At 74.2% G+C, this 22,065-nt stretch carries 18 protein-coding genes; 8 read left to right on the plus strand and 10 right to left on the minus strand.

Annotation, left to right across the window (positions count from 1 at the left end; translation table 11 throughout):
- Positions 1–2,778 (minus strand): preprotein translocase subunit SecA (gene secA / locus V6U81_RS22965; RefSeq protein WP_334491990.1); only part of this gene is annotated, 2,778 nt, incomplete at its 3' end.
- 169 nt (positions 2,779–2,947) lie between these two features.
- Here secA and V6U81_RS22970 point away from each other — a divergent pair.
- On the plus strand, positions 2,948–4,099 hold the full coding sequence (locus tag V6U81_RS22970; protein WP_334491992.1) for a GNAT family N-acetyltransferase: 1,152 nt from the start codon (positions 2,948–2,950) through the stop codon (positions 4,097–4,099).
- Complete coding sequence (locus tag V6U81_RS22975; RefSeq protein ID WP_334491993.1) at positions 4,096–5,256, plus strand: GNAT family N-acetyltransferase; 1,161 nt, start codon at positions 4,096–4,098, stop codon at positions 5,254–5,256. Before V6U81_RS22970 ends, V6U81_RS22975 begins: the two co-directional genes overlap by 4 nt.
- 24 nt (positions 5,257–5,280) lie before the next feature.
- Here V6U81_RS22975 and hpf read toward each other — a convergent pair whose 3' ends face one another.
- From hpf to mtrA, 5 genes are all read right to left on the minus strand, one after another.
- Entirely contained in the window at positions 5,281–5,919 is a 639-nt protein-coding gene (gene hpf, locus V6U81_RS22980) for a ribosome hibernation-promoting factor, HPF/YfiA family (RefSeq protein WP_334491995.1), read from the minus strand.
- A 249-nt stretch (positions 5,920–6,168) separates the two neighbouring features.
- A complete protein-coding gene (locus V6U81_RS22985) occupies positions 6,169–6,831 on the minus strand; it encodes a ComF family protein (RefSeq protein WP_334492052.1) in 663 nt (220 codons plus the stop codon).
- 49 nt (positions 6,832–6,880) lie between these two features.
- Positions 6,881–8,719 (minus strand): LpqB family beta-propeller domain-containing protein, encoded by a 1,839-nt coding sequence (locus tag V6U81_RS22990; protein WP_334491997.1) that lies wholly within the window; start codon positions 8,717–8,719, stop codon positions 6,881–6,883.
- The gene (gene mtrB, locus V6U81_RS22995) at positions 8,716–10,395 is read right to left on the minus strand and encodes an MtrAB system histidine kinase MtrB (protein ID WP_420884065.1); all 1,680 of its coding nucleotides are present in this window, start codon (positions 10,393–10,395) and stop codon (positions 8,716–8,718) included. The genes V6U81_RS22990 and mtrB overlap by 4 nt, the downstream gene beginning before the upstream one ends.
- An 87-nt stretch (positions 10,396–10,482) precedes the next feature.
- Positions 10,483–11,172: an MtrAB system response regulator MtrA gene (gene mtrA, locus V6U81_RS23000; protein WP_334492000.1), complete on the minus strand. Its 690-nt coding sequence runs from the start codon at positions 11,170–11,172 to the stop codon at positions 10,483–10,485.
- 218 nt (positions 11,173–11,390) lie between these two features.
- Between mtrA and V6U81_RS23005 the strand changes: the two genes are divergently transcribed.
- Genes V6U81_RS23005 through V6U81_RS23025 form a run of 5 tightly spaced genes read left to right on the plus strand, consistent with a single transcriptional unit; the run spans position 11,391 to position 16,609 of the window.
- Complete coding sequence (locus V6U81_RS23005; RefSeq protein ID WP_334492002.1) at positions 11,391–12,239, plus strand: hypothetical protein; 849 nt, start codon at positions 11,391–11,393, stop codon at positions 12,237–12,239.
- Positions 12,236–12,868 carry a DUF4129 domain-containing protein gene (locus V6U81_RS23010; protein ID WP_334492004.1) on the plus strand — a complete coding sequence of 211 codons (633 nt, stop codon included), beginning with the start codon at positions 12,236–12,238 and terminating at the stop codon, positions 12,866–12,868. Before V6U81_RS23005 ends, V6U81_RS23010 begins: the two co-directional genes overlap by 4 nt.
- Positions 12,865–14,319: a DUF4350 domain-containing protein gene (locus tag V6U81_RS23015; RefSeq protein WP_334492005.1), complete on the plus strand. Its 1,455-nt coding sequence runs from the start codon at positions 12,865–12,867 to the stop codon at positions 14,317–14,319. The genes V6U81_RS23010 and V6U81_RS23015 overlap by 4 nt, the downstream gene beginning before the upstream one ends.
- Entirely contained in the window at positions 14,316–15,302 is a 987-nt protein-coding gene (locus V6U81_RS23020; RefSeq protein ID WP_334492007.1) for an AAA family ATPase, read from the plus strand. The genes V6U81_RS23015 and V6U81_RS23020 overlap by 4 nt, the downstream gene beginning before the upstream one ends.
- On the plus strand, positions 15,299–16,609 hold the full coding sequence (locus V6U81_RS23025; protein ID WP_334492008.1) for a DUF58 domain-containing protein: 1,311 nt from the start codon (positions 15,299–15,301) through the stop codon (positions 16,607–16,609). The genes V6U81_RS23020 and V6U81_RS23025 overlap by 4 nt, the downstream gene beginning before the upstream one ends.
- Here the strand turns inward: V6U81_RS23025 and V6U81_RS23030 are convergent.
- A complete protein-coding gene (locus V6U81_RS23030; RefSeq protein ID WP_334492009.1) occupies positions 16,600–17,550 on the minus strand; it encodes a stage II sporulation protein M in 951 nt (316 codons plus the stop codon). The two genes, V6U81_RS23025 and V6U81_RS23030, sit on opposite strands and share 10 nt — an antisense overlap.
- A gap of 41 nt (positions 17,551–17,591) precedes the next feature.
- Between V6U81_RS23030 and V6U81_RS23035 the strand changes: the two genes are divergently transcribed.
- Positions 17,592–18,509, plus strand: a complete 918-nt coding sequence (locus V6U81_RS23035; protein WP_334492010.1) for an RDD family protein — start codon at positions 17,592–17,594, stop codon at positions 18,507–18,509.
- Here V6U81_RS23035 and efeB read toward each other — a convergent pair.
- The 3 genes from efeB to efeU are packed head-to-tail and all read right to left on the minus strand — an operon-like array spanning position 18,502 to position 21,933.
- The gene (gene efeB / locus V6U81_RS23040) at positions 18,502–19,809 is read right to left on the minus strand and encodes an iron uptake transporter deferrochelatase/peroxidase subunit (RefSeq protein ID WP_334492012.1); all 1,308 of its coding nucleotides are present in this window, start codon (positions 19,807–19,809) and stop codon (positions 18,502–18,504) included. The genes V6U81_RS23035 and efeB overlap by 8 nt on opposite strands.
- 26 nt (positions 19,810–19,835) lie before the next feature.
- Entirely contained in the window at positions 19,836–20,969 is a 1,134-nt protein-coding gene (efeO, locus tag V6U81_RS23045; RefSeq protein WP_334492013.1) for an iron uptake system protein EfeO, read from the minus strand.
- A gap of 28 nt (positions 20,970–20,997) precedes the next feature.
- Entirely contained in the window at positions 20,998–21,933 is a 936-nt protein-coding gene (efeU, locus tag V6U81_RS23050) for an iron uptake transporter permease EfeU (RefSeq protein WP_334492014.1), read from the minus strand.
- Positions 21,934–22,065 lie beyond the last annotated feature (132 nt).

Consider the following 22,065-nt stretch of genomic DNA (forward strand, 5'->3'; position numbering starts at 1 on the left):
GCTCGCCCCGGTGGCCGCCGGCCGACGCGGCGCGCCGGACGGGCCCGGCGCCGCCGGACGGGCCGGCGTCTCCGGGTTGCCGCCCACGCTGCGGGCCGGCGGCTCCTGCTCGGGCCGCTCGACCACGACCGCACCAGCGCCCGCCTCGCCGTCGATGGTCGGCGCGGAGTATTGCAGGCCCTGCTGCTGCGGCGCCCGGTTGAGGCCCTTGGCCCGGATCTCGACCGGCTTCTCCAGCAGCTGGACCTCTTCGGCCTCCGGCTCCGGCTCCTGGACCTGCACCTCCAGGTTGTACAGGAAGCCGACCGTCTCCTCCTTGATGCCGTCCATCATGGTGGCGAACATGTCGAAGCCCTCGCGCTGGTACTCGATGACCGGGTCGCGCTGGGCGTACGCCCGCAGGCTGATGCCCTCCTGGAGGTAGTCCATCTCGTAGAGGTGCTCGCGCCACTTGCGGTCGATGACCTGGAGCAGCACCATCCGCTCGAGCTGCCGGGTCCCCTCCTCGCCGAGCTGCTCCTCACGCCGGTCGTACGCGGCGTGCGCGTCCTCCTTGAGGCGGGCGAGCAGGAAGTCGGCGTCGATGCTGGCCCTGGAGCCGCCGGCCTCCTCCTCCAGCTCCTCGATGGTGAACCCGACCGGGTAGAGCTGCTTCAGGCTCGACCAGAGCTGCTCGAGATCCCAGTCCTCGGCGTAGCCGTCGCTGGTGGCGCCGGTGACGTACGCGGTGATCGTGTCGTCGATCATGTTGCGGACCTGGTCGGAGAGGTCCTCCCCGTTGAGGACCCGCAACCGCTCGGCGTAGATCACCTGGCGCTGCTTGTTGAGCACCTCGTCGTACTTGAGGACGTTCTTGCGGATCTCGGCGTTCTGGCCCTCGATCTGCGCCTGGGCGCTCTTGATCTGGCGGGTGACCATCTTCGACTCGATCGGCACGTCCTCCGGGATGTTGAAGCGCTCCATCACCGCCTCGACCGCACCGGCCCGGAAGCGCTTCATCAGCTCGTCCTGCAGGGAGAGGTAGAAGCGGGACTCGCCCGGGTCACCCTGCCGGCCGGCGCGACCGCGCAGCTGGTTGTCGATCCGGCGGGACTCGTGCCGCTCGGTGCCGAGGACGTACAGACCACCGGCGGCGGCGACCTCCTCCGCCTCGACGTCGCAGGCCTGCTTCCAGGTGGGCAGGACCTCCTCCATCGCCTTGGCGTACTCCTCCTCCTGCTCCACCGGGTCGAGGCCGCGCTGGCGCAGCTCGTTGGCGGCGAGGTACTCGGGGTTGCCACCGAGCAGGATGTCCGTACCACGGCCGGCCATGTTGGTGGCGACGGTGACGGCGCCCTTGCGGCCGGCCTGGGCGACGATCTCCGCCTCGCGGGCGTGGAACTTTGCGTTCAGGACCGAGTGCGGGATGCCGCGGCGGCGCAGCAGCTGGGAGAGGATCTCGGAGTTCTCCACCGAGACGGTGCCGACCAGCACCGGCTGGCCGGCCTGGTGCCGCTCGGCGATGTCCTCGATGACCGCGTTGAACTTGGCCTTCTCGGTCTTGTAGATGACGTCGGCCCGGTCGAGGCGGACCATCGGCCGGTGCGTCGGGATGGTCACGACGCCGACCTTGTAGACCTTGTTGAACTCGCTCGCCTCGGTCTGGGCTGTGCCGGTCATGCCGGAGAGCTTCTCGTAGAGGCGGAAGTAGTTCTGGAGGGTGATGGTGGCCAGGGTCTGGTTCTCCTGCTTGATCTCCACCCCCTCCTTGGCCTCGATCGCCTGGTGCATGCCCTCGTTGTAGCGGCGGCCGTGCAGGATGCGGCCGGTGAACTCGTCGACGATCAGGACCTCACCGTCGCTGATGATGTAGTCCTTGTCGCGCTTGTAGAGCTCCTTGGCCTTGATCGCGTTGTTCAGGTAGCCCACCAGCGGGGTGTTCACCGACTCGTAGAGGTTGTCGATGCCGAGCCGGTCCTCGACCTTGGCCACGCCGCGTTCGGTGATGGCGATGGTCCGCTTGGCGTAGTCGACCTCGTAGTCGCCCTCGCCGTCGGTGCCGGGCTGGAGGCGGGCCACCACGCCGGCGAACTCGGAGTACCAGCGGGCGGAGTGCTCGGCCGGGCCGGAGATGATCAGCGGGGTCCGGGCCTCGTCGATGAGGATCGAGTCGACCTCGTCGACCACGGCGAAGTTGTGGCCGCGCTGCACCAGCTCGTCCTTCGACCAGGCCATGTTGTCGCGCAGGTAGTCGAAGCCGAACTCGTTGTTGGTGCCGTAGGTGATGTCGCACTCGTACGCGGCGCGGTGCTCGCTGGACGGCCGGTTCGGCAGCACGACGCCGACGGTCAGCCCGAGGAACTCGTGCACCCGGCCCATCCAGCCGGCGTCGCGCTGGGCCAGGTAGTCGTTGACCGTGATCACGTGCACGCCCTTGCCGGAGAGCGCGTTGAGGTAGACCGCCATGACCGAGGTCAGGGTCTTGCCCTCACCGGTCTTCATCTCGGCGATGTTGCCGAAGTGCAGCGCCGCGCCGCCCATCACCTGGACGTCGTACGGGCGCTGGCCGAGCACCCGGGCGGCCGCCTCCCGCACCGTGGCGAAGGCCTCGGGCAGCAGGTCGTCGAGGGTCTCACCGTCGGCGAGCCGCTCGCGGTACTGCTCGGTCAGGCCACGCAGCTCCTCGTCGGTGAGGTTGACGTAGTCGTCCTCGATCGAGTTGACGGCGGCGGCGATGGCCTTGAGCCGGCGCACCATACGGCCCTCGCCAGCGCTAAGGACCTTTTCCAGAATCGACACGGATCAACGCTCCCCTAGACAGTCTCGAACCATCGTAGGCGCTTCGTTGCGGCGATGGTCACTGGTGGCGGCGGTCGGGCCCGGCGAAACCGACATAACTCCCGGTCGGCGCCGCCGCCGACGCTTATCCGGTTACGCCCACCGCGAACGATCCGGCACGATGGCTCGGATGGAGCCTGTGGAGATCATCGAGGACGGCCTGCTGCTGCGCCCGTGGCGGGCCGCCGACGCGGACGACGTGCTCCGGGCGTGCCAGGACCCGGACATCCAGCGCTGGACCACCGTACCGCGCCCGTACCTGCCGGAACACGCTCACGGCTTCGTCGCCGAGGTCGCCCCGGCGGCCTGGGCGGACGGCACCGGGGCGCCCTTCGCGGTCTGCGACGCCGGCACCGGTGAGCTGCTCGGCTCCTGCGGCCTGGTCTCGATCGACCGGGGCCTCGACTCGGGCGAGATCGGCTACTGGACCGCGCCGTGGGCGCGTGGCCGGGGCGTCACCGTACGGGCCACCCGGGCGGTCGCCCGCTGGGCCTTCGACACGCTGAAGCTGCGCCGGCTGATCTGGCAGGCCGAGGTCGGCAACCACTACTCCCGACTGGTCGCGCTCCGGGCCGGCTTCCAGATCTCCGGTGAGCTGCGGCTGGCCCACCCCGCCGAGGGCGGGCGCGTCGAGGGCTGGATCGGCTCGCTGCTCCCCGGTGAGGTGCCCGCCGCCGGCGAGCCCGGCCAGGCCGGCCCGGACACCCTGGACGCCCGGCGGGCCGCCGTGTTCGGCCGGCCGCAACCCGTCCTCTTCGCCACCGCCGGCGACACCGAGCTGCGGCTGCGCCCGATCGAGGAGCGCGACCTCGACGCGATCGTGACGGCCTGCCAGGACCTCGACACCGTGCGCTGGACGACGGTGCCGCATCCGTACCAGCGCGGCGACGCGGAGGGCTACCTCGACCACGCCGGGCTGGGCTGGGCCCGGGGCACCAGCGCCACCTTCGTGATCGCCGACGCCGACGACGCGTACGCCGGGACCATCGACCTGCGGTTGAGCCCGACCGCTCCCCGGGCCGACGTGGGTTTCCTGACCGCGCCGCACGCGCGGGGCCGCGGGTACATGCCGGCCGCACTCGGCGCGCTGAGCGCCTGGGGCTTCACCACCCTCGGCCTGGATCGGATCGAGTGGCGGGCCAACGTCGGCAACACCGCCTCCCGGCGGGTCGCCGAGAAGGTCGGGTTCACCTTCGAGGGGACCGCGCGCGGCGGCGTCCGGCACCGCGGCGAGTCGACCGACGCGTGGGTGGCCGGGCTGCTCCCGGAGGACCTGCGGTGACTCCCGAACTGATCGACGCGGGCGCGGTCCGGTTGCGCCCGTTCCGGCTCGACGACGCCGCGGACACCGCCGCCGCCTGCTCCGACCCGCTGACCCAGCGGTTCATCTCCGGCATGCCCGACCCGTACACCGAGGAGAGCGCCCGCTGGTGGGTCACCGAGGGCGCGCCCGCGGCCTGGGCCGCCGGCGGCTCGGCGTACGCGATCGCGGACCCGGCCTCCGACCGGCTGCTCGGCGGCACCGGCCTGAGCCAGGTCGTGCCGACACGCGGGCAGGCGGAGATCGGCTACTGGGTGGCGCCCTGGGCGCGGGGCCGGGGGGTGGCCACCGCCGCCACCCGCGCGCTGGCCGCGCACGCCTTCGCCGCCGGCATCTCCCGGCTGGAACTGCTCACCCACGAGGAGAACGCGGGCAGCCAGCGGGTGGCCCTCGCCGCCGGCTTCCGCTTCGAGGGGGTCCGCCGGGGCGCCAACCCGAGCCGGGGCGGTGGCCGGCACGACCTGCTGGCCTGGGTACGCCTCGCCGACGATTCGGACGCCCCGGCGCCCCGGCTGCTGCCCGACCTGCCGGACGGCCGGCTCACCGACGGCGTGGTCGTCCTGCGCCCGATCCGCCCCGACGACGCGGAGCTGGTGCACCGGCTGCACACCCGGCCGGAGGTGGTGGCGAACCAGGCCCCGCCGGTGCCGCCGACCCGCGAGGCGATCGAGCGGCGCTGCCGGCTGGCCGAGAGCGGATGGCTGACCGGGGTCATCGCCCGCCTGCTGATCGTCGACGCGGCCACGGGAGAGCCGGCGGGCACCTGCGGCCTGTCGGTCTCCGACCCGGCGGCCCGGGAGGGCACGGTCGGCTACGCGCTGCTGCCCGACTGGCGCGGCCGGGGGTACGCCACCCGCGCGCTCCGGCTGCTCACCGGCTGGGCGTTCGGGCCGGCGGGGATGGCCCGGCTGGCCGCCGGCACCATGCCGGAGAACACCGCCTCGCACGGGGTGCTGGAGCGGGTCGGCTTCCGCCGGGAGGGGCTGCTGCGCGGCCGACTGCCCGGGCTGGACGGCTCTCGCGTCGACGACCTGATCTTCGGCCTGCTCGCGGAGGACCGACGCGCAGACGGGGTCGGTCACGGAGCCGGGGCGGGACAGCCGCCCCCGGCTCCGTGACCGGCGTAGCGGGGTGGACGGGGATCAGGGTTCGATGTCGAGCGAGATGATCCCGTAGTCGTAGGCGTGCCGTCGGTAGACGACGCTCGGGCGGCCCGACTCCTTGTCGTGGAACAGGTAGAAGTCGTGCCCCACCAGTTCCATCTGGAACAGGGCGTCGTCCACGGTCATCGGCTCGGCGGGGTGCACCTTCGCCCGCGCGATGTGCCAGGGCTGGTCGTCGTACTGGTCGGCCGGATCCTCGTCCCGCTCGGCCACCGCGGTGGCGGTGGCGGCGGTGCGGGTGACCGCCCCGGCGAGGTCGTCCACCGGCAGGTCGGCGGTGGCGGCGGCGACGGAGAGCGGCGCGTGCCGGCCCCGGTGCACCCGGCGGCGGTCGGCCGCGCGGCGCAGTCGGGTGTCCAGCTTGGCGATCGCCGCGTCGAGTGCGCTGTAGAAGTCGTTCGTGCAGGCCTCCGCCCGGATCACCGGCCCACGGGAGACGCAGGTGATCTCCACTCGCTGGCAGGTGTCGGACTGGCGGGGATTGCGCTCGTGAAACAGCTCCACATCGACGCGGATGAGCTTGTGATCGTAGCGCTCGATTTTCGCGAGCTTCTCCGCTACGTGCACCCGGTAATGGTCCGGCACTTCGACGTTTCGACCCTTGACCACGATGTCCACGTGACCTCCCTTTTTCGGATGGTCGTCTCATTTTCGAACCCGGTCGACCGGCCCGTGGAGCGTCCGTGCGGGCGTCGACCGGTCAGGTACGGCTACGCCTCCTTCCACCGTCGGGGTGGGGTGCGGACCCTGGTACCCCCGACAGGAAAACGCTAACTCCTGTTCGGGAAGCCGTCACCCCCGGTTGCCGAGAACGCTCAGGAATTTTCACACCTCGTACACCAAGGGGTGAAACGGAAACACGAAGCGTCACCAATGACGTCGCTTTTGCGTTGCGGCGAGCACCGCCGCTCCCTTTGGCGTCATTCCCACGAGCCGCAAAGACCGGCTGACCGCCGCCAGGGTGGCGCCGGTGGTGACGATGTCGTCCAGCACCACCACCGCCCGGCCGTCGGCGCCCCGGCCTACCGCGCCGCGCGGGTGGAACGCCGCCTCCGCCGCCGCGGCCCGCCCGGCACTGTCCAGCGCCACCGAGTCGGGCCGGGGTGCCGCGCGCAGCGGTCGGGCCAGCCGGACGTCCCAGCCCGCGCCCCGCAGCCGGGCGGCGGCGTGCCGGGCCAGCCGGGTCAGGTGGTCGCCGTAACGGGCCCGGGCCGCCGCTGCGGTGTCCGGCACCGGCACCAGCAGCACCGGCCGCGCCGGGCCCACCGAGGCGGCCACCGCCTCGGCCAGCAGCGCGCCCAGCGGCCGGGCCAGCCCGTGCCGGCCGCGTTCCTTGTACGCCAGCAGCGCCTCCCGCAGCGGCCCTCCGTACGGCCCCAGGGCGTGGCACGGGGGCAGGCCGGGCGGCGCCGGGTCGGGGCGTACCGGGGCGGGGCGCAGCGCCGCCAGGGCCCCGGCGCAGGTCGGGCAGAAGCCCCGCCGGATGGACGTGGCGCGTTGCCGGCACCCCGCGCAGTCCGCCGGCAGCACCAGGTCGGTCAGGTCCGCCCAGAGCCCGCCGACGTCCCGCACGAGGGGCTCAGAAGAGGAAGAAGGGCGCGGTCGGGCTGCTCGCCCGGGGGCCGGCCGGCGGCGGGGTCACGTCCAGCACCTGGTCGCCGAGGATCTTCTCCGCCGAGGGGTAGCGGTAGGCCACCCCGTTGGCCTCATACATGATCAACGCGCCGGGCCGGGTGAGGACCGGGTTGGTGGGGTACGCGGCCAGGTGGGTGACCTTGGCGCCCACGTCGCTCACCAGCGGGGTCTCCACCGTCCCGTCGACGCCGACCTCGTACACCCCCGACCGCTCCGCCGTGCCGGCGACCACGAGGGCGTTCTCCCCCGCCCAGTCCACCGCCGACAGGTCGGTCAGGGAGGTGTGCACCTCCCGGGCCGGCCCCAGCGACACCACGCCGCCATCCAGGCTGACCACCGCCACGTAGAGCCTGCCGCCGACGATCAGGGCGATCCGCTGCCCGTCCAGCGAGGCGGCCACCGCGCTCACCGCGCCGGGGACGTTCAGCGGCACGGGCAGCATGTCGGCCCCGTCGTCGAACCGGTAGAGCCGGCCGCCGGCCGTCACCAGGCCGTACGGCTGGGCCGGATCCGGCGAGCGCAGCCAGACCGGCCGCCCGATGGCGGGGAACGTCTGTTTCGACTCGCGCGTCGCCGGCAACGGGGCGGCACCGTAGCCGACCCGTAACCGCTGCCGGTTGCCCGCAACGGTGGTCACCAGCGCGGCGAGGACGCGGTCGTCGGCGCGGCGGACCGCCGCCGAGACGATGCCGCGGTTGGCGGTCGTCGCCACCGGCACGGCGCCGGTGGACTGTTCCGGGAACGACAGCGGGTGGATGGCGCCGTCGTAGACGGTGAACGGCTGTGGGCTGTCACCCAGCGGATAGAGCGGGTGGGCGAGCCGGTGCCTGTCGAGGTCGTCGATGCGCACCTGGGACTGGTTGCGGGTGGTCAGCTGAAGCTGGCCGTGCAGGTCCGGCAACGACCAGGCGAGCTGGGTGGCGAGCTGCTCCAGCCGGCTGTGGTCGTCACCGGGCAGGTCGAGGGCGACCTCCCAGCGGCCGTCCGTCTCGACGGCGTTGTTGATCAGGTTGGTGCCCTTCGGCAACCGGGCCACGCCCGTGCCCAACCACTCCGAGGGCCCGCCGGTCAGCCACCGGACCACCTCGCTGACCAGGCGCTCGCTCGCCACGGCCTGCGGCAGGTAGCGCTGGTCCGCAACCAGCCGGCTCTGGTTGGAGTTCCGGCTCTGGTTGGAGTTCCAGAAGTAGACGTTGCGGGGCTGGTAGTACTGGCGCAGCGCGTCGGTGCTCATCAGCAGCACGTTCGGCGGGTTGGTGACGTAGAGGCCGGCCTCGTCGGTCCCCTCCTGCCCGGCGTTGCGCAGCGAGAAGCGGTAGGTGTCCTCCGTCGCCACCGGCGGCGACAGCACCCCGTCGGCGCGCAGCTGGCCGACCTGCTCGACGGTCAGCACGACACTGATGTCGCCGCCGACGTTCTCGGTGATCACCGGCCGGTCGGTCAGCCGGATCACGTTGATCACGGTCTCGTTGCCGGGCTTGTCCGGCAACCGGTTGCGGCTGTCCCGGTCGATGAACTGCCGCACCCGGGTGTACGCCCGCTCCGGCTCACCCGCCGCCGCGGACAGGAAGTTGTCGACGAACGCCCCCCGGTTCGTCCCGCTGGCCGTCCGGGTCGGCGGCTCCTTGCGGAAGCTGGACGCCCCGGCCTCCACCGCCGGCCCCGAGCCGTCCACCTGCACCTCGGAGTTCGCCGGAATGCCGCAGCCGGCGGCACCGACGGCGAGCAGGACGGCACAGAACACCCCGGCCACAGTCGGCCGGCGCCCACCCCACGTCGTCACGAGCGGACCTCCGCCCGATCGTTGCCGGTCGCCGACCCGGGGCCGATCGCCAGCGCGCCGTCGCCAGCGGGCCCGATGGCCAGCATCTCCCCGTCGCGCGGGCCGCCGAAGGGCAGCGTGGCGTCGGCCGGCACCAGTCGCAGCGGCGAGGTGGTGAGCCGGTCCCCCGCCCGGGCCGGCAGGGTGAGCCGGAACTGGGCGCCCTGCCCGGGCGCCCCCCACGCCTCCAGCCAGCCGCCGTGCAGCCGGGCGTCCTCCAGGCTGATCGACAGCCCCAGCCCCGTCCCGCCGGTCTGCCGGGCCCGGGACGGGTCGGCCCGCCAGAACCGGTTGAAGACCAGCTTCTCCTCGCCCGGCTTGAGGCCGACGCCGTGGTCACGCACGGTCAGCGCCACGGCGGTCTGGTCGACGCCCAGGGTGATCAGCACCGGCTTCGCCTCGCCGTGCTCGACGGCGTTGCCCACCAGGTTGCGCAGCACCCGCTCGACCCGGCGGGGGTCGACCTCGGCGATCACCGGGGTGGTCGGCACGTCCAGCTCGATGGTCACCCCGACCCGCTCGGCCAGCCCGGCGAGCCGGTCGGCGACCCGGTGCACCACCGGCACCAGGTCGGTCGGCTCCGAGTCGAGCATCGCGAAGCCGGCGTCGAAGCGGCTGATCTCCAGCAGGTCGGTCAGCAGCTCCTCGAACCGGTCCAGCTCGGCCTGGAGCAGCTCGGCGCTGCGCGCCACCGCCGGGTCGAACTCGTCGCGCTCGGCGAAGATCAGGTCGGCGGCCATCCGGACCGTGGTCAGCGGGGTGCGCAGCTCGTGCGACACGTCGGAGGTGAACCGGCGTTGCAGACGGGACATCTCCTCCAGGCGGAGGATCTGCCGTTGCAGGTTGGTCGCCATCTGGTTGAACGAGGCGGCCAACAGCGCCAGATCGTCCTCGCCGTTGACCACCATCCGCTGGTCGAGCAGGCCGGCGGAGAGCCGCTGGGCCGTCCGCGCGGCCACCCGGACCGGGGTGACCACCAGCCGGGTCACCAGGGCGGCGAGCAGGCCGAGCAGCAGCACCAGGGCCACCCCGGTGGCGAGCACGGTGGACCGGGCGTCGGCGGCCGTGGCGTCCTGCCGGTTGAGCGGCACCAGGTAGTAGAGCTCCACCTGACCGAACCGGGTGGGCACCGGCGAGCCGTACACCAGGTATTTCGTCCGCTCGCCGGCGAGCCGGCCGGTCTGGATCTGGTGGGCGATCTTGCCGTCGGCGACCGCCGCCCGCAGCTCCCGGCTGATCAGCGGCCGAACGTCCAGCGCCGGCGAGGTGCGGGTGTCGATGATGCCGGCGTAGTTGTCGGCGGTGATCGCCACGACCACCCCGCTGGTCTGCTGCGGATCACCGCCGGCCAGGTAGTTGACCGTGCCCTCGATGGTGTCCTGGAGCTGAGCGTCCTGCGGCTGGCTGTAGAGCTTGAACTGCTTCGACGAGTAGTCGCTCCCGCTGCGCAGCCGCAGCAGCACGTCGGTCTGGGCGTTGTCCAACAGGATGTTGGTGATCTTGTCGGCGATCAGATAGGCGAAACCACCCACCAGCAGGCTGGACGCCACCAGCGTGATGGTCACCACCCGGACCTGCAACGACCGCCGCCAGGTCTGGCGCAGGCCGGCGGCCAGCCGCAGCGACCGGCCCACCAGCACACGACGCAGCGCCCGCGCGGCGGGACGCCAGCCGGCGGGCGGGTCGAGGTGGGGAGTCGGGGAGCTGGTCACGGTGCGACCAGGCTATCCGGTACCCGCCTTGTAGCCCACGCCCCGAACGGTGAGGATGATTTCCGGCCGCTCGGGATCCGGCTCGATCTTGGCGCGCAGGCGCTGCACGTGCACGTTCACCAACCGGGTGTCGGCCGCGTGCCGGTAGCCCCAGACCTGCTCCAGCAGCACCTCCCGGGTGAAGACCTGGCGCGGCTTGCGGGCGAGCGCGACCAGCAGGTCGAACTCCAGCGGCGTCAGCTTCACCTCCTCGTCGTCCCGGGTCACCGTGTGCGCCGGCACGTCGATGGTGATCTGGTTGCCGGGCGGGCCGATGGTCAGCATCTCCGGGGCGACGTCCTCGCCGCGGCGCAGTCGGGCCCGCATCCGGGCCACCAGCTCCTTGGGCTTGAACGGCTTCACCACGTAGTCGTCGGCGCCGGACTCCAGCCCGAGCACCACGTCCACCGTGTCGCTCTTGGCGGTCAGCATCACGATCGGCACGCCGGATTCGGCCCGGATCGCCCGGGCCACGTCGATGCCGCTCATCCCGGGCAGCATCAGGTCGAGCAGGACGATGTCGGGTCGACTGTCCCGGAACGCGGCCAGTGCCCGTTCCCCGTCGGCGACGAACGAGGGCAGGAAACCCTCGCTGCGCAGGACGATGCCGAGCATCTCGGCGAGCGCGGGGTCGTCGTCGACCACCAGTACCCGGGCTCTCATGGGATTGATGTTTCCATCCCCGTTCAGTTCGTGGGATCGGCGTTCACCCGGCACGGTACTGCCGTGGGCCGCGTCACCGCACGTCCCACACGCAACACCGCCGCGCCGGCGGACCTCCGGAGGCCACCCGGCGTGCGGGTCCACCCGATCGGGCCGGGCGTGTCACCATGATCCCCGGGCGCGTCGCCGTCCGCCACCACACCCCGCCAGGAGTACCCGTGCCCGACGTCGGCCCGACCGCCGTGCTCCCCGGGCGCCCGCTCACCGTCGGGGAACTGCTCGACTCCGCCGTGCTGCTGCTGCGCGGCCACGGCCGCCTGCTGATCCCGCTGGCCGCCCTCCTCGCCGTCGGCGAACAACTGCTGCTGTACCCGCTACGGCAGGCCGCCTTCACCACCCCGCCGATGTGGTTCGCCAACCCCGGGTTGGTCGGCCGGTGGTGGCAGGTGGTGGTGGTCGGCGCCGGCATCGAGGCGGTGATCGTCACGCTGCTCGGCAACCCGGCCGCCCGGGCCGCCGGGGCCGCGCTGCTCGGCCGGCGGGCCGGCGTACGCGAGCTGCTCCGTCCGGCCGACGCGCGGTGGGGCGCCACCCTGCTCCTCGCCCCGCTGACCGGGCTGCTGGTCGGGCTGGCCGCGCTGCTCGGGCCGGTCTGGGCCGTCGCGTACGGGCTCACCGGGTCGGTGGCCGCCGCCCTGGTGATCGACCGGGTCCACCGCGGCGAGGCCTGGTCCCGGGCCGCGCGACTCGCCACCCGAGGCGGCGGCCGGGCCGGCCTGGTCCGGCTGCTGGGCTACCTCGGCTGGTGGTTCCTGCGGGTCGGGCTGGCCCTCGGCGTCTTCCACGGCCTGCGCTCGCTGGACCTGGTCGACGTCAGCCCCGCGGCGGCCCCCTGGCTGGCGATGGCCGCCTGGGCGGCGGTGAACAGCGTCGCGTACCCGGCGCTCGCCTGCCTGGACGCGGTCGTCCACCTGGACGTCCGGATGCGCACCGAGGGGCTGGACATCCGGCTGTCCCGCTCCCCGGCCGGCCTCCCCGAGCCCGTCCTGCTGGCGGCCGACCGGTGAGCGTCGACCGCTGGTGGACCGAGGCGGTCGCCGCCCTCGGCGATGTCGTGCCGCTGCCGCTGGCCGCGCTGCTGCTGGTGCTGCTCGCCGGGCTGGTCGCCCTGGCCTGGTACCACTTCCCGGCCTGGGTGCCACGCCGCCTGCCCCGACTACGGCTGCCCCGGCTGCGGCTGCCCCGACTACGGCTGCCCCGGTTCCGCCGGCCCCGGCTGCCCCGGCGGCGACGCCGGACCCGTAAGGCGCCCGCGTCCGCGTCGGCGCTGCCCCGCCCCCGGGCCGGCGAGACCGGCCCGCTCGCCGCGCCGGCGCAGTCTCTCGCCGACCGGCTGGCCGCCGAGGGGCGGTACGCCGAGGCCGTCCGGGAACGGCTGCGGGGCATGGTCCGCCGGCTGGTCGCGGCCGGCGCGGTCCAGCAGCGGCCGGGGATGACCGTCACCGAGCTGACCAGCGCGGCGGCCGCCAGCCGCCCGCCGGTCGACCCGCCGCTGCGCGCGGCCGGGGCGATCTTCTCCGAGCTCTGGTACGCCCAGCGGCCGGCCTCCGCGGCGCACGACCGGCGGATGCGGGAACTCGCCGAGGAGCTGGACGGGGCGCTCACCGGCCGGCCTGCGGAGGGCACTCCCGAATGACCGCCACCGCCACCGCCACCGCCGCCGCCCCGGCCGGCCAGGTCCCGCCACCGCCCCGGCGTCGCCGCCGGCACCGGGTGCTGATCCCGCTCGCGGCGGCGGCCCTGCTGCTCACCGGCACCCTCGTCATGCACGCCGTCGACCAGCCGGACCCGGCCGACCCGGGATACCTCTCCCCGGTGGCGACCGACGACGACGGCGGCAGCCGGCTCGCCGAGGCGCTCCGCGCGCAGGGCGTCACCGTGCAGCGGGAGACCGACCCGCTGCGCGCGTTCGACGCGCTGGACGACGGGCGGGCCACCCTCTTCGTACCGGCGCCGGAACTGCTGCACCCGAGAACCCTGCGCCTGCTCGGCGAAGTGCCCGCCGGCCGCCGCCTCCTCCTGGTCGACCCGTCCCGCCGGCTGCTGGAGTCGGCCGGGCTGCCGCTGGTGCCGACCGGCCGCCGCTGGGCCACCCGGGCGGTCGACCCTTCGAGCGACGGCCGCCCCTGCCCGCTGCCCGAGGCGGCCCGGGCCGGCACGGCCGCCGCCCACCGGCAGCGGTACGCGGTGCCGTCGGGCCGAACGGTGGCGCTGGACCGCTGCTACGGGTCGGGGCTGGTCCGGGTGCCGTGGAGCACCGACGTGGTGGTGATCGGCGCCGGCGACCCGTTCCGCAACGACCGGATCGGCGAGTGGGGCAACGCCGCCCTGGCCACCGGCCTGCTGTCCGCGTACGGCCGGGTTATCTGGCTCGACCTGGACGGCCCGGCGGCGGCGCCCCCGACGACCGCGCCCGGCCCGGGGGGCGACCCCACCACGGGCCCCGGCCGGGGCAGCGATCCGACCCCGGGCCCCGGCCAGGGAGACCCGACGACCGGGGACGGCGGCGCCCCGGGGGACGGCACCGGCGACCCGTCCGGCGGCGGCCGCCCGGGCGGGTCCTCGGGGAACGGCGGACCGAGCAGCGGCGACGGCGGACAGTCCGACTCGGCCGGGTCGCCGGACGATCGCAACCCGCTGTGGGACGCCTTCCCGCCCTGGTTCTGGGCGCTGCTGGCCCAGCTCGCCCTGGCCGCGCTGCTGCTGGTGCTATGGCGGGGTCGGCGGCTCGGCCCGCCGGTGGCCGAGCCGCTGCCGGTGCGGGTCCGCGCCGCCGAGACGGTCCTCGGCCGGGCCCGCCTGTACCAGCACGCCCGGGCCCGGGGCCCGGCCGCGAGCACGCTGCGCGCCGCCACCCTGGACCGGCTGCGCGGCCGGCTCCAACTGCCCGCCGAGACCCCGCCGGCCGAGGTGGCCGCCCGGGTCGCCGCGCGGGCCGGCGGGACCGCGGAGCAGGTGCACGAGCTGCTGTACGGCGCGGAGCCGGAGTCCGACGCCGAACTGCTGGAGCTGGCCCGGTCGCTGGACCGGGTGACCCGTACGGTCACGGCATCCGCCGCGGACCCGACCGAAGGAGACCACCGGTGAGCCGACCCTTGACCGCCGAGACCACGGCCGGCCCGGACGAGGCCCGGGCCGCGCTGCACCGGCTGCGTACCGAGGTGGCCAAGGCGGTCGTCGGTCAGGACGCGGTGGTCACCGGCATGGTGATCGCGCTGCTCTGCCGGGGCCACGTGCTGCTGGAGGGCGTACCGGGGGTGGCCAAGACGCTGCTGGTCCGGACCGTCGCCGCCGCGCTGGACCTCGACTCGAAGCGGGTCCAGTTCACCCCGGACCTGATGCCGGGCGACGTGACCGGTTCGCTGATCTTCGACCCGCGTACCGCCGCGTTCACCTTCCGGGAGGGGCCGGTCTTCACCAACCTGCTGCTCGCCGACGAGATCAACCGGACGCCCCCGAAGACCCAGTCGGCGCTGCTGGAGGTGATGGAGGAGCGGCAGGTGTCGGTGGAGGGTGCCCGCCGGCCGCTGCCCGACCCGTTCATCGTGGCCGCCACCCAGAACCCGGTCGAGTACGAGGGCACCTACCCGCTGCCCGAGGCGCAGCTCGACCGGTTCCTGCTCAAGCTGACCGTGCCGCTGCCCGGCCGGGACGAGGAACTGGGGGTGCTCCGCGCCCACCACGCCGGCTTCGACCCGCGCGACCTGGCCGGCGCCGGCGTACGCCCGGTGGCCACCGCCGCCGACCTGGCCGCCGCCCGGGACGCGGTGGGCCGGGTGCACGTGGCCGAACCGCTGCTCGGCTACATCGTGGACCTGTGCCGGGCCACCCGGGCCGCGCCGGCGCTGGAGCTCGGCGCCTCGCCCCGGGGCGCCACCGCGCTGCTCGGCACCGCCAAGGCGTGGGCCTGGCTGGCCGGCCGGGACCACGTCACCCCGGACGACGTGAAGGCCACCGCCCGGCCGACGCTGCGGCACCGGCTACGGCTACGGCCCGAGGTGGAACTGGAGGGCGTCGGCGTGGACGCGGTGCTGGACACGGTGCTGGCCACCGTGCCGACGCCCCGATGACCTGGCGGGCGGCCGTCCTGCTGCTGGGGGGCGCGCTGACCCTGCCGGCCTGGCCGGCGCCGTTCCTCGGCGTGGCCGTGATGACCGGCGCCGTGCTGCTGCTGACCGCCGTGGACTGGGCGCTGGCCGCCCCGCTGCACCGGGTGGTGACCGCCCGGGAGGGCGACCGGACCGTCCGGCTCGGCGGCACCGCCACCGTCGCGCTGCGCCTGGCCAACACCTCCGGCCGTACGCTGCGCGCCCAGGTCCGCGACGCCTGGGTGCCCTCGGCGGGCGCCCGACCCGACGTACCGCCGGAGCGGCTGCTGCGGGTGGTGGCCGGCGGGGAGGCGCTGCTGCCCAGCCGGCTCACCCCGACCCGGCGCGGCGACCGGCCGGCGGTGGCGCTCGCGCTGCGCTCGTTCGGCCCGCTCGGGCTGGCGTTCCGGCAGCGCGCCGGGCGGCCCGCCACGCCGCCCTGGACGCTGCGGGTGCTGCCCCGCTTCGACTCCCGTCGGCACCTGCCGGAGAAGCTCTCCCGGCTGCGGGTGATCGACGGTACCCAGGTCGCCCGGGGGCGCGGCCAGGGCACCGAGTTCGACAACCTGCGCGAGTACGTGGTCGGCGACGACGTCCGCTCGATCGACTGGCGGGCCAGCGCCCGCCGCTCCGACGTGCTGGTGCGCACCTGGCGACCGGAGCGGGACCGCCGGCTGGTCTGCGTGCTGGACACCGGCCGGACCTCGGCGGTCCGGGTCGGCGACGAGCCCCGGCTGGACACCGCCATCGACGCGGCCCTGCTGCTCACCGTCCTGGCCGCCCGGGCCGGCGACCGGGTCGACCTGATCGCCGCCGACACCGCGATCCGGGCCACCGTGACCGGCCACCACCGGCCGGCGCTGCTCGGTCGGCTGGTCACCGCGGTGGCCCCGCTGCAACCGGCGCTGGTGGAGACCGATTTCGCGCTGATCGTCGGGGAGGTGCTGCGTCGGGAGCGGCGGCGCAGCCTGGTGGTGCTCTTCACCGCCCTGGAGGCGGCCCCCCTCGCCGAGGGGCTGCTGCCGGTGCTGCCCCGGCTGGCCGCCCGGCACCGGGTGGTGATCGCGGCCGCCCAGGACCCGGTGCTCACCGCGCTGACCGGCGCCGCCCCGGCCCGCCGGGAGGACCCGTACGCGGCCGCGGCGGCCCTGCGGGCGCTGGCCGAGCGGGACCGGGTGCGCGCCGCCCTCGCCCGGTACGGCGTCTCGGTGGTGGACGCCCCCGCGGACCGGCTGGCCCCAGCGGTCGCCGACACCTACCTGCGGCTCAAGGCGCTCGGTCAGCTCTGACCGACGGCCACCGCCCGACGGCCGCACACCACGACGTACCCGAGGAAGCCGAGCCAGACGGCGGCGCCCACCCCGATCCGCAGCGCGGTCGGCACCGGCGCCGGGGTGACGAACGCCTCCAGCAGCGCGGAGACCGCGAAGAGCCCGACCAGGCCGACGGCGACCAGGATCGCGGACCGGCCCGCCTCCGCGACCGCCCGGCCGCGGGTCAGGTGCGCCGGTGGGGAGATCCACGCCCAGCCGGTGCGCAGCCCCACCCCGGCGGCGACGAAGATCCCGGTCAGCTCCAGCAGCCCATGCGGGGTGATCAGGCCGAAGAAGACGTCCGCCCGGTCGTACGAGATCATCACGCCGCCGACCACGCCGACGTTGAGCGCGTTCTGCCACAGCAGGTAGAAGACCGGCACGACGAGCACCCCGGAGGCGAGGCACTGCGCGGCGATCCACGCGTTGTGGGTCCACAGGTGGAAGGCGAACGTGGGCGCGGAGAACTCGGTGTAGTAGCCGGCGAAGCCGGAGTCGACCAGGTCGGCCGCGGCGTCCGGGCCGATGAACGCCGCCGCGGTGTCGGGGTGCCCGGCGACGTACCAGATCAGGAAGCCGCTGAGCAGGCTGAAGCCGGTCGCCACCGCGCACCACCAGGGCCACGCGCGCCAGACCGCAGCCGGGAAGCCCACCGTGACGAACCGGCCGACGGCGGCCCAGGAGGCGCGGCGGCGGCCGGTGATCCGGGCGCGGGCCCGCAGCACCAGTTGGGAGAGGCGGCTGACCAGCATGGGATCGGGTGCGCTGCCGCGTACGGCGGAGAGGTGGGTGGCGGTGCGCTGGTAGAGCATCACCAGCTCGTCGATCTCGTCGGCGTCGAGCCGGCGACGGTCGAGGAACAGCTCGAGCCGTCGCCACTCGTGGGCGTGCTCGCCGACGTACGCGTCGAGATCCACTGGTCCTCCCCCGTCCGGCGCTCATAGTGTTCACTGTGCGGGTGAGAGCGCAACCGCCGGTGCCCGTCGCGGTCCCGACGACCGGTCGGACCGCCGACGCCGGCCTGGTCAGCGGCGAGGCCGTCGAGCTGGACGTCCGGGTCGCCCGGCTGGGCTCCCGGGTGCTGGCGCTGCTGATCGACATCGTGGCCCAGGTGGCCATCGCCGCCGTGCTGGCCCTGGCGCTGATCCCGCTGGCCCTCAGCGCGCTGGAAGAACACGTGCTGGACGCGGCCCTCGGCGACGCCCTTCTCACGGTGGGGCTGGTGGCGGTGCTGGTGGGCTACCCGGTCTGCTGGGAACGCTTCTGCCACGGGCGGACGGTCGGCAAGCTGGCGGTCGGGCTGCGGGTGGTGAGCACCGACGGCGGCCCGGTCGGGGTGCGGCAGTCGCTGACCCGGGCGCTGGTCGGGGTGGCCGTGGAGTGGCCGGGCCTGGTGCTGCCCCTGCTGAGCTGGGTGGCGGGCGTGGCGGTGATGCTCACCGACCCGCGCGGGCGACGCCTCGGTGACCTGGTGGCCGGCACGATGGTGGTGCACACCCGCACGACGCACCCCTGGCGCCCCGCCCCGATGATCATCCCGCCGTTGGCCGGCTGGGCGGGCCGCCTGGAGCTGAGCCGGCTGGACGACGCGCTGGCGCTGGCCGTACGGCAGTACCTGACCCGGGCGCAGGAGTTCGCCGAGCCGTCCCGGTCCCGGCTCGCGGCCGGGCTGTGGGGCGAGGTGGCCGCGGTGACCTCCCCGGCGGCGCCCCCGGGCGTACCGGAGGCCCTGCTGCTGGCCGCGGTGCTGGCCGAGCGGAACCGGCGCGGCGCGCTGCGGCTGCGGTCGGCGCGGGCCACCACCGCGGCCCTCTGGGCGGACCTCGGCCCGGCGCCGGTCGACCCGGCCCCGACCGGCACCCCGGCGATCAGCTGAACAGGGCCCGACCCCAGTGGTCGGCGGCGTCCCGGACGCCGGGCGGGCAGGCGAAGACGGCGCTGGAGACGTGCCGCAGGTACTCGTTCATCGCGTCGTGCCGGGCCAGTTGGGTCTGGATCGGCACGAACTGCTTGCGCGGGTCCCGCTGGTACGCCATGAAGAACAGGCCCGCGTCGAGCCGGCCCAGCCCGTCGGAGCCGTCGACGAAGTTGTAGCCCCGGCGCAGCAGGCGGGCGCCGTTGTTGCGGGTCGGGTGGGCCAGCCGGACGTGCGCCGTCTCGGCGATCACCGGCTCCCCGTCGTCGCCCTTGGCCGCGAAGTCCGGCTCGTCGAACTCGTCGGTGCGGCCCAGCGGCGCGCCGGCCCGCTTGGTGCGGCCGACGATCTGCTCCTGCTCGGCCAGCGAGCTGCGGTCCCAGGTCTCGACCTGCATCCGGATCTTGCGGGTGACCAGGTACGACCCGCCGGTCATCCAGTCCTGTCCGTCGCCGGGCTGGGCCCAGAGCTGCTCGCGCAGCAGGCCGCTGTCCTCCGCTTTGAGGTTGGCGGTGCCGTCCTTGAAGCCGAACAGGTTGCGCGGCGTGGCCTGGTCCCGGGAGGTCGACGAGGTACGCCCGAAGCCCAGCTGCGACCAGCGGACGCTGACCACGCCCATGCCGATCCGCGCCAGGTTGCGGATGGCGTGCACCGCCACCTGCGGGTCGTTGGCGCAGGCCTGGACGCAGATGTCGCCGCCGGAGATCTCCGGGCGCAGCGCGTCCCCGGCGAAGTGCGGCAGGTCGGCCAGCGCGGCCGGCCGGCGGTCGGCGATGCCGAACCGGTCCCGGCCCTGGGCGTCGCGGAAGAGCGTGGCCCCGAAGCCGACGGTGAGGGTGAGCTGCGACGGCGGCAGGCCGAGCGCCTCGCCGGTGTCGTCCGGCGGGGCCTCCGGCATGCCGTCCACCGCGCCGATCACCCCGGCGTCCCGGCCGCTGGTCATCCGGGCGGCGGCGGCCGACCACTCCTGGAGCAGGGCGACGAGCTTCGCCCGGTCCTTGGTGATGACGTCGAACGCGACGAAGTGCAGCCGGTCCTGGGCGGGGGTGGTGATCCCCGCCTGGTGCTCGCCGTGGAACGGCACCGCCCCGGCGGCGGTGTCGTTCGCCGCCGCGTGGTCGACGCCCCGGACCAGCGCGCCCGCGCCGGCGGCGACCCCGGCCACGCCGGCGACGCCGACCCCGGCCAGGGTGATGGCCCGCCGCCGGGACAGTCCGCCGCGGGCGGTGTCGGTGGAGGTGGCGCTGCTCTGCTCGCTCATCGACTCTCCTGGGAGGGGACCGGCCGTCATCGGGCGACGACGGCGGCGACCTTGCTGATCGGCTCGGCGAGGGCGTTGATGCTGTCCGAGAGCTCCTTGAGCTCGGTCTTGCTCAGCGCGGTGTGCAGCTTCCAGCCGTCGCCGTCACGGTGCTTGCCGAGCACCTTCTCGACGTTGGCGAACTCGGTGTCGAGCTGGCTGACCAGCTCCGGCGCGCGCTGCTCCAGGGCGGGGCGGAGCGAGGCGACGGCGGCCTTGGAGCCCTCGAGGTTGGCGTTGAAGTCCCAGAGGTCGGTGTGCGAGTACCGCTCCTCCTCGCCGGTGATCTTTCCGCTGGCGACCTCGTCGAGCAGCGCCTTGGCGCCGTTGGCGAGCTGGAGCGGGGTGAGCTTCTCGGCGTTGGCCTTGGCCACGATCTCCTTGACGTCGGCGAGCAGCCGGTCGGCGATCGGGCCGTCCTTGCTGATGTCGCCGTTGCCCCAGAGGTCCTTCTCGATCCGGTGGAAGCCGGTGAACTCCATGCCCTCCTCGACGACCTCCTCGCGGCCGTCGATCTTCGGGTCGAGGTCGCCGAAGCTCTCCGCCACCGGTTCGATCCGCTCCCAGTAGGTGCGGGCGACCGGGTAGAGCGCCTTGGCCCTCGCCACATCGCCGGCCTTGACCGCGGTGACGAACTCCTCGGTCCGGGTCAGCAGGGCGGCGGTCTGGCTGGTCACGTACCGCTGGTAGCTGGCGGTCGCCTGGGCCAGCGCGGCGTCCGGCGCGACGGTCGCGGCGGTGCCGCTGACCTTGAGCGCGCCGCGGATGCCCCGGCCGCTCATCCCGGGCTTGCAGGCCGTCTCGTACGTCCCGGCGGGCAGCTCGACGCGCAGCTCACGGCTCAGCCCGGGGGCGATGTTCTCCACCTCGCCCATCACCCGGTCGCCGGCGGCGTAAACGTAGAACTCGTTGACCTTGCTGCCGGAGTTGGTCACCGTGAAGGTGGCCTGGCCGGCGGCCAGGTCGGTGCGGTCGACCTCGCAGGCGGTGTCGGTGGCCTTGACCGTGACCGCGTTGCCGGCCTTCGCGGCCTCCTTGCCGTCGTCGGCGCCGCAGGCGGTGACGCCGGTGACGGCCAGCACGCCGGTGGCGGCGAGCACCAGGAAGCGGGTGGTACGCATCAGTTCTGTCTCCTCAGAGGAAGGCGGGTCAGGCGCGCGGGGGCGCGGAGGCCGAGGCGGTCGACTCGGCGGGCTCGGCGGGCTCGGCGGGCTCGACCGGGTCGCCGGCGGCCGCGGCCGGCTGCGCCGGGGCAGCGGCCGGGGGCTTCGGGGCGGTCGCGGGCTTCTTGAGGAAGAGCACCATCACCGGGACGGCGTACGCCACCCAGGCGACCATCTCCAGCACGCTCGGCGCGGCGGTGATGTTGAACATCCCGGTGAGCAGGGCCGCGTACCAGGTGGTCGGGTCGAGCACGGAGGTGATGTCGAAGGCCAGGTCGTTCAGGCCGGGCAGGACGCCAGCCTCCTGGAAGTCGTGCACGCCGTACTTGAGGATGCCGGCGGCGACGAGGATCAGCAGCGCACCGGTCCAGGTGAAGAACTTCGACAGGTTGATCTTCAGCGCGCTGCGGTAGAGCAGGAAGCCGATCACCACGGACGTGGCGATGCCGCCGGCCAGCGCGAGCAGCGGACCGCGGCCGGCGCCACCGGCCGCGCTCTGCGCCGCCGAGTAGAAGATCAGCGCGGTCTCCAGGCCCTCGCGGATCACCGCGAGGAAGGCCATGCCGGCCACCGCGAGGGAGCCGACCGCGAGCGCGTCGGTCAGCTTGCCGCGCAGCTCACCGGCGATCGTCCGGGCGGCCCGGCGCATCCAGAAGATCATCCAGGTCACGAAGACCACGGCGGCGACGGAGGTGACCGCCTCGAAGAGCTCCCGGTCCTCGGAGCGGGCCAGCAGCGAGGTGGAGGTGTACTCGATCAGCCAGCCGAAGAGCACCGAGAGCGCCACGGCCAGGCCGACGCCGGCCCAGACCTGGGGCAGCCGGTCCCGGCGCTGCGACTTCACCAGGAAGGCGACCAGGATGCTGACGACCAGCGTCGCTTCCAGGCCTTCCCGCAGGCCGATCAGGTACGTGGCGAACATCGGTACTCCGTGTCTTGGTCAGGCTTGCCTTAGTTAACTTAGGGCAGCCATACCTTCCCTCTGATCCGGGGTGGCCGTCAAGTCGTTCATGAGGACTTCACTCTGGTCCCGCTCCGGCCCGGACCGGCCCAT

It is taken from the genome of Micromonospora lacuserhaii, from assembly GCF_036902735.1.
Taxonomy (GTDB): Bacteria; Actinomycetota; Actinomycetes; order Mycobacteriales; family Micromonosporaceae; genus Micromonospora.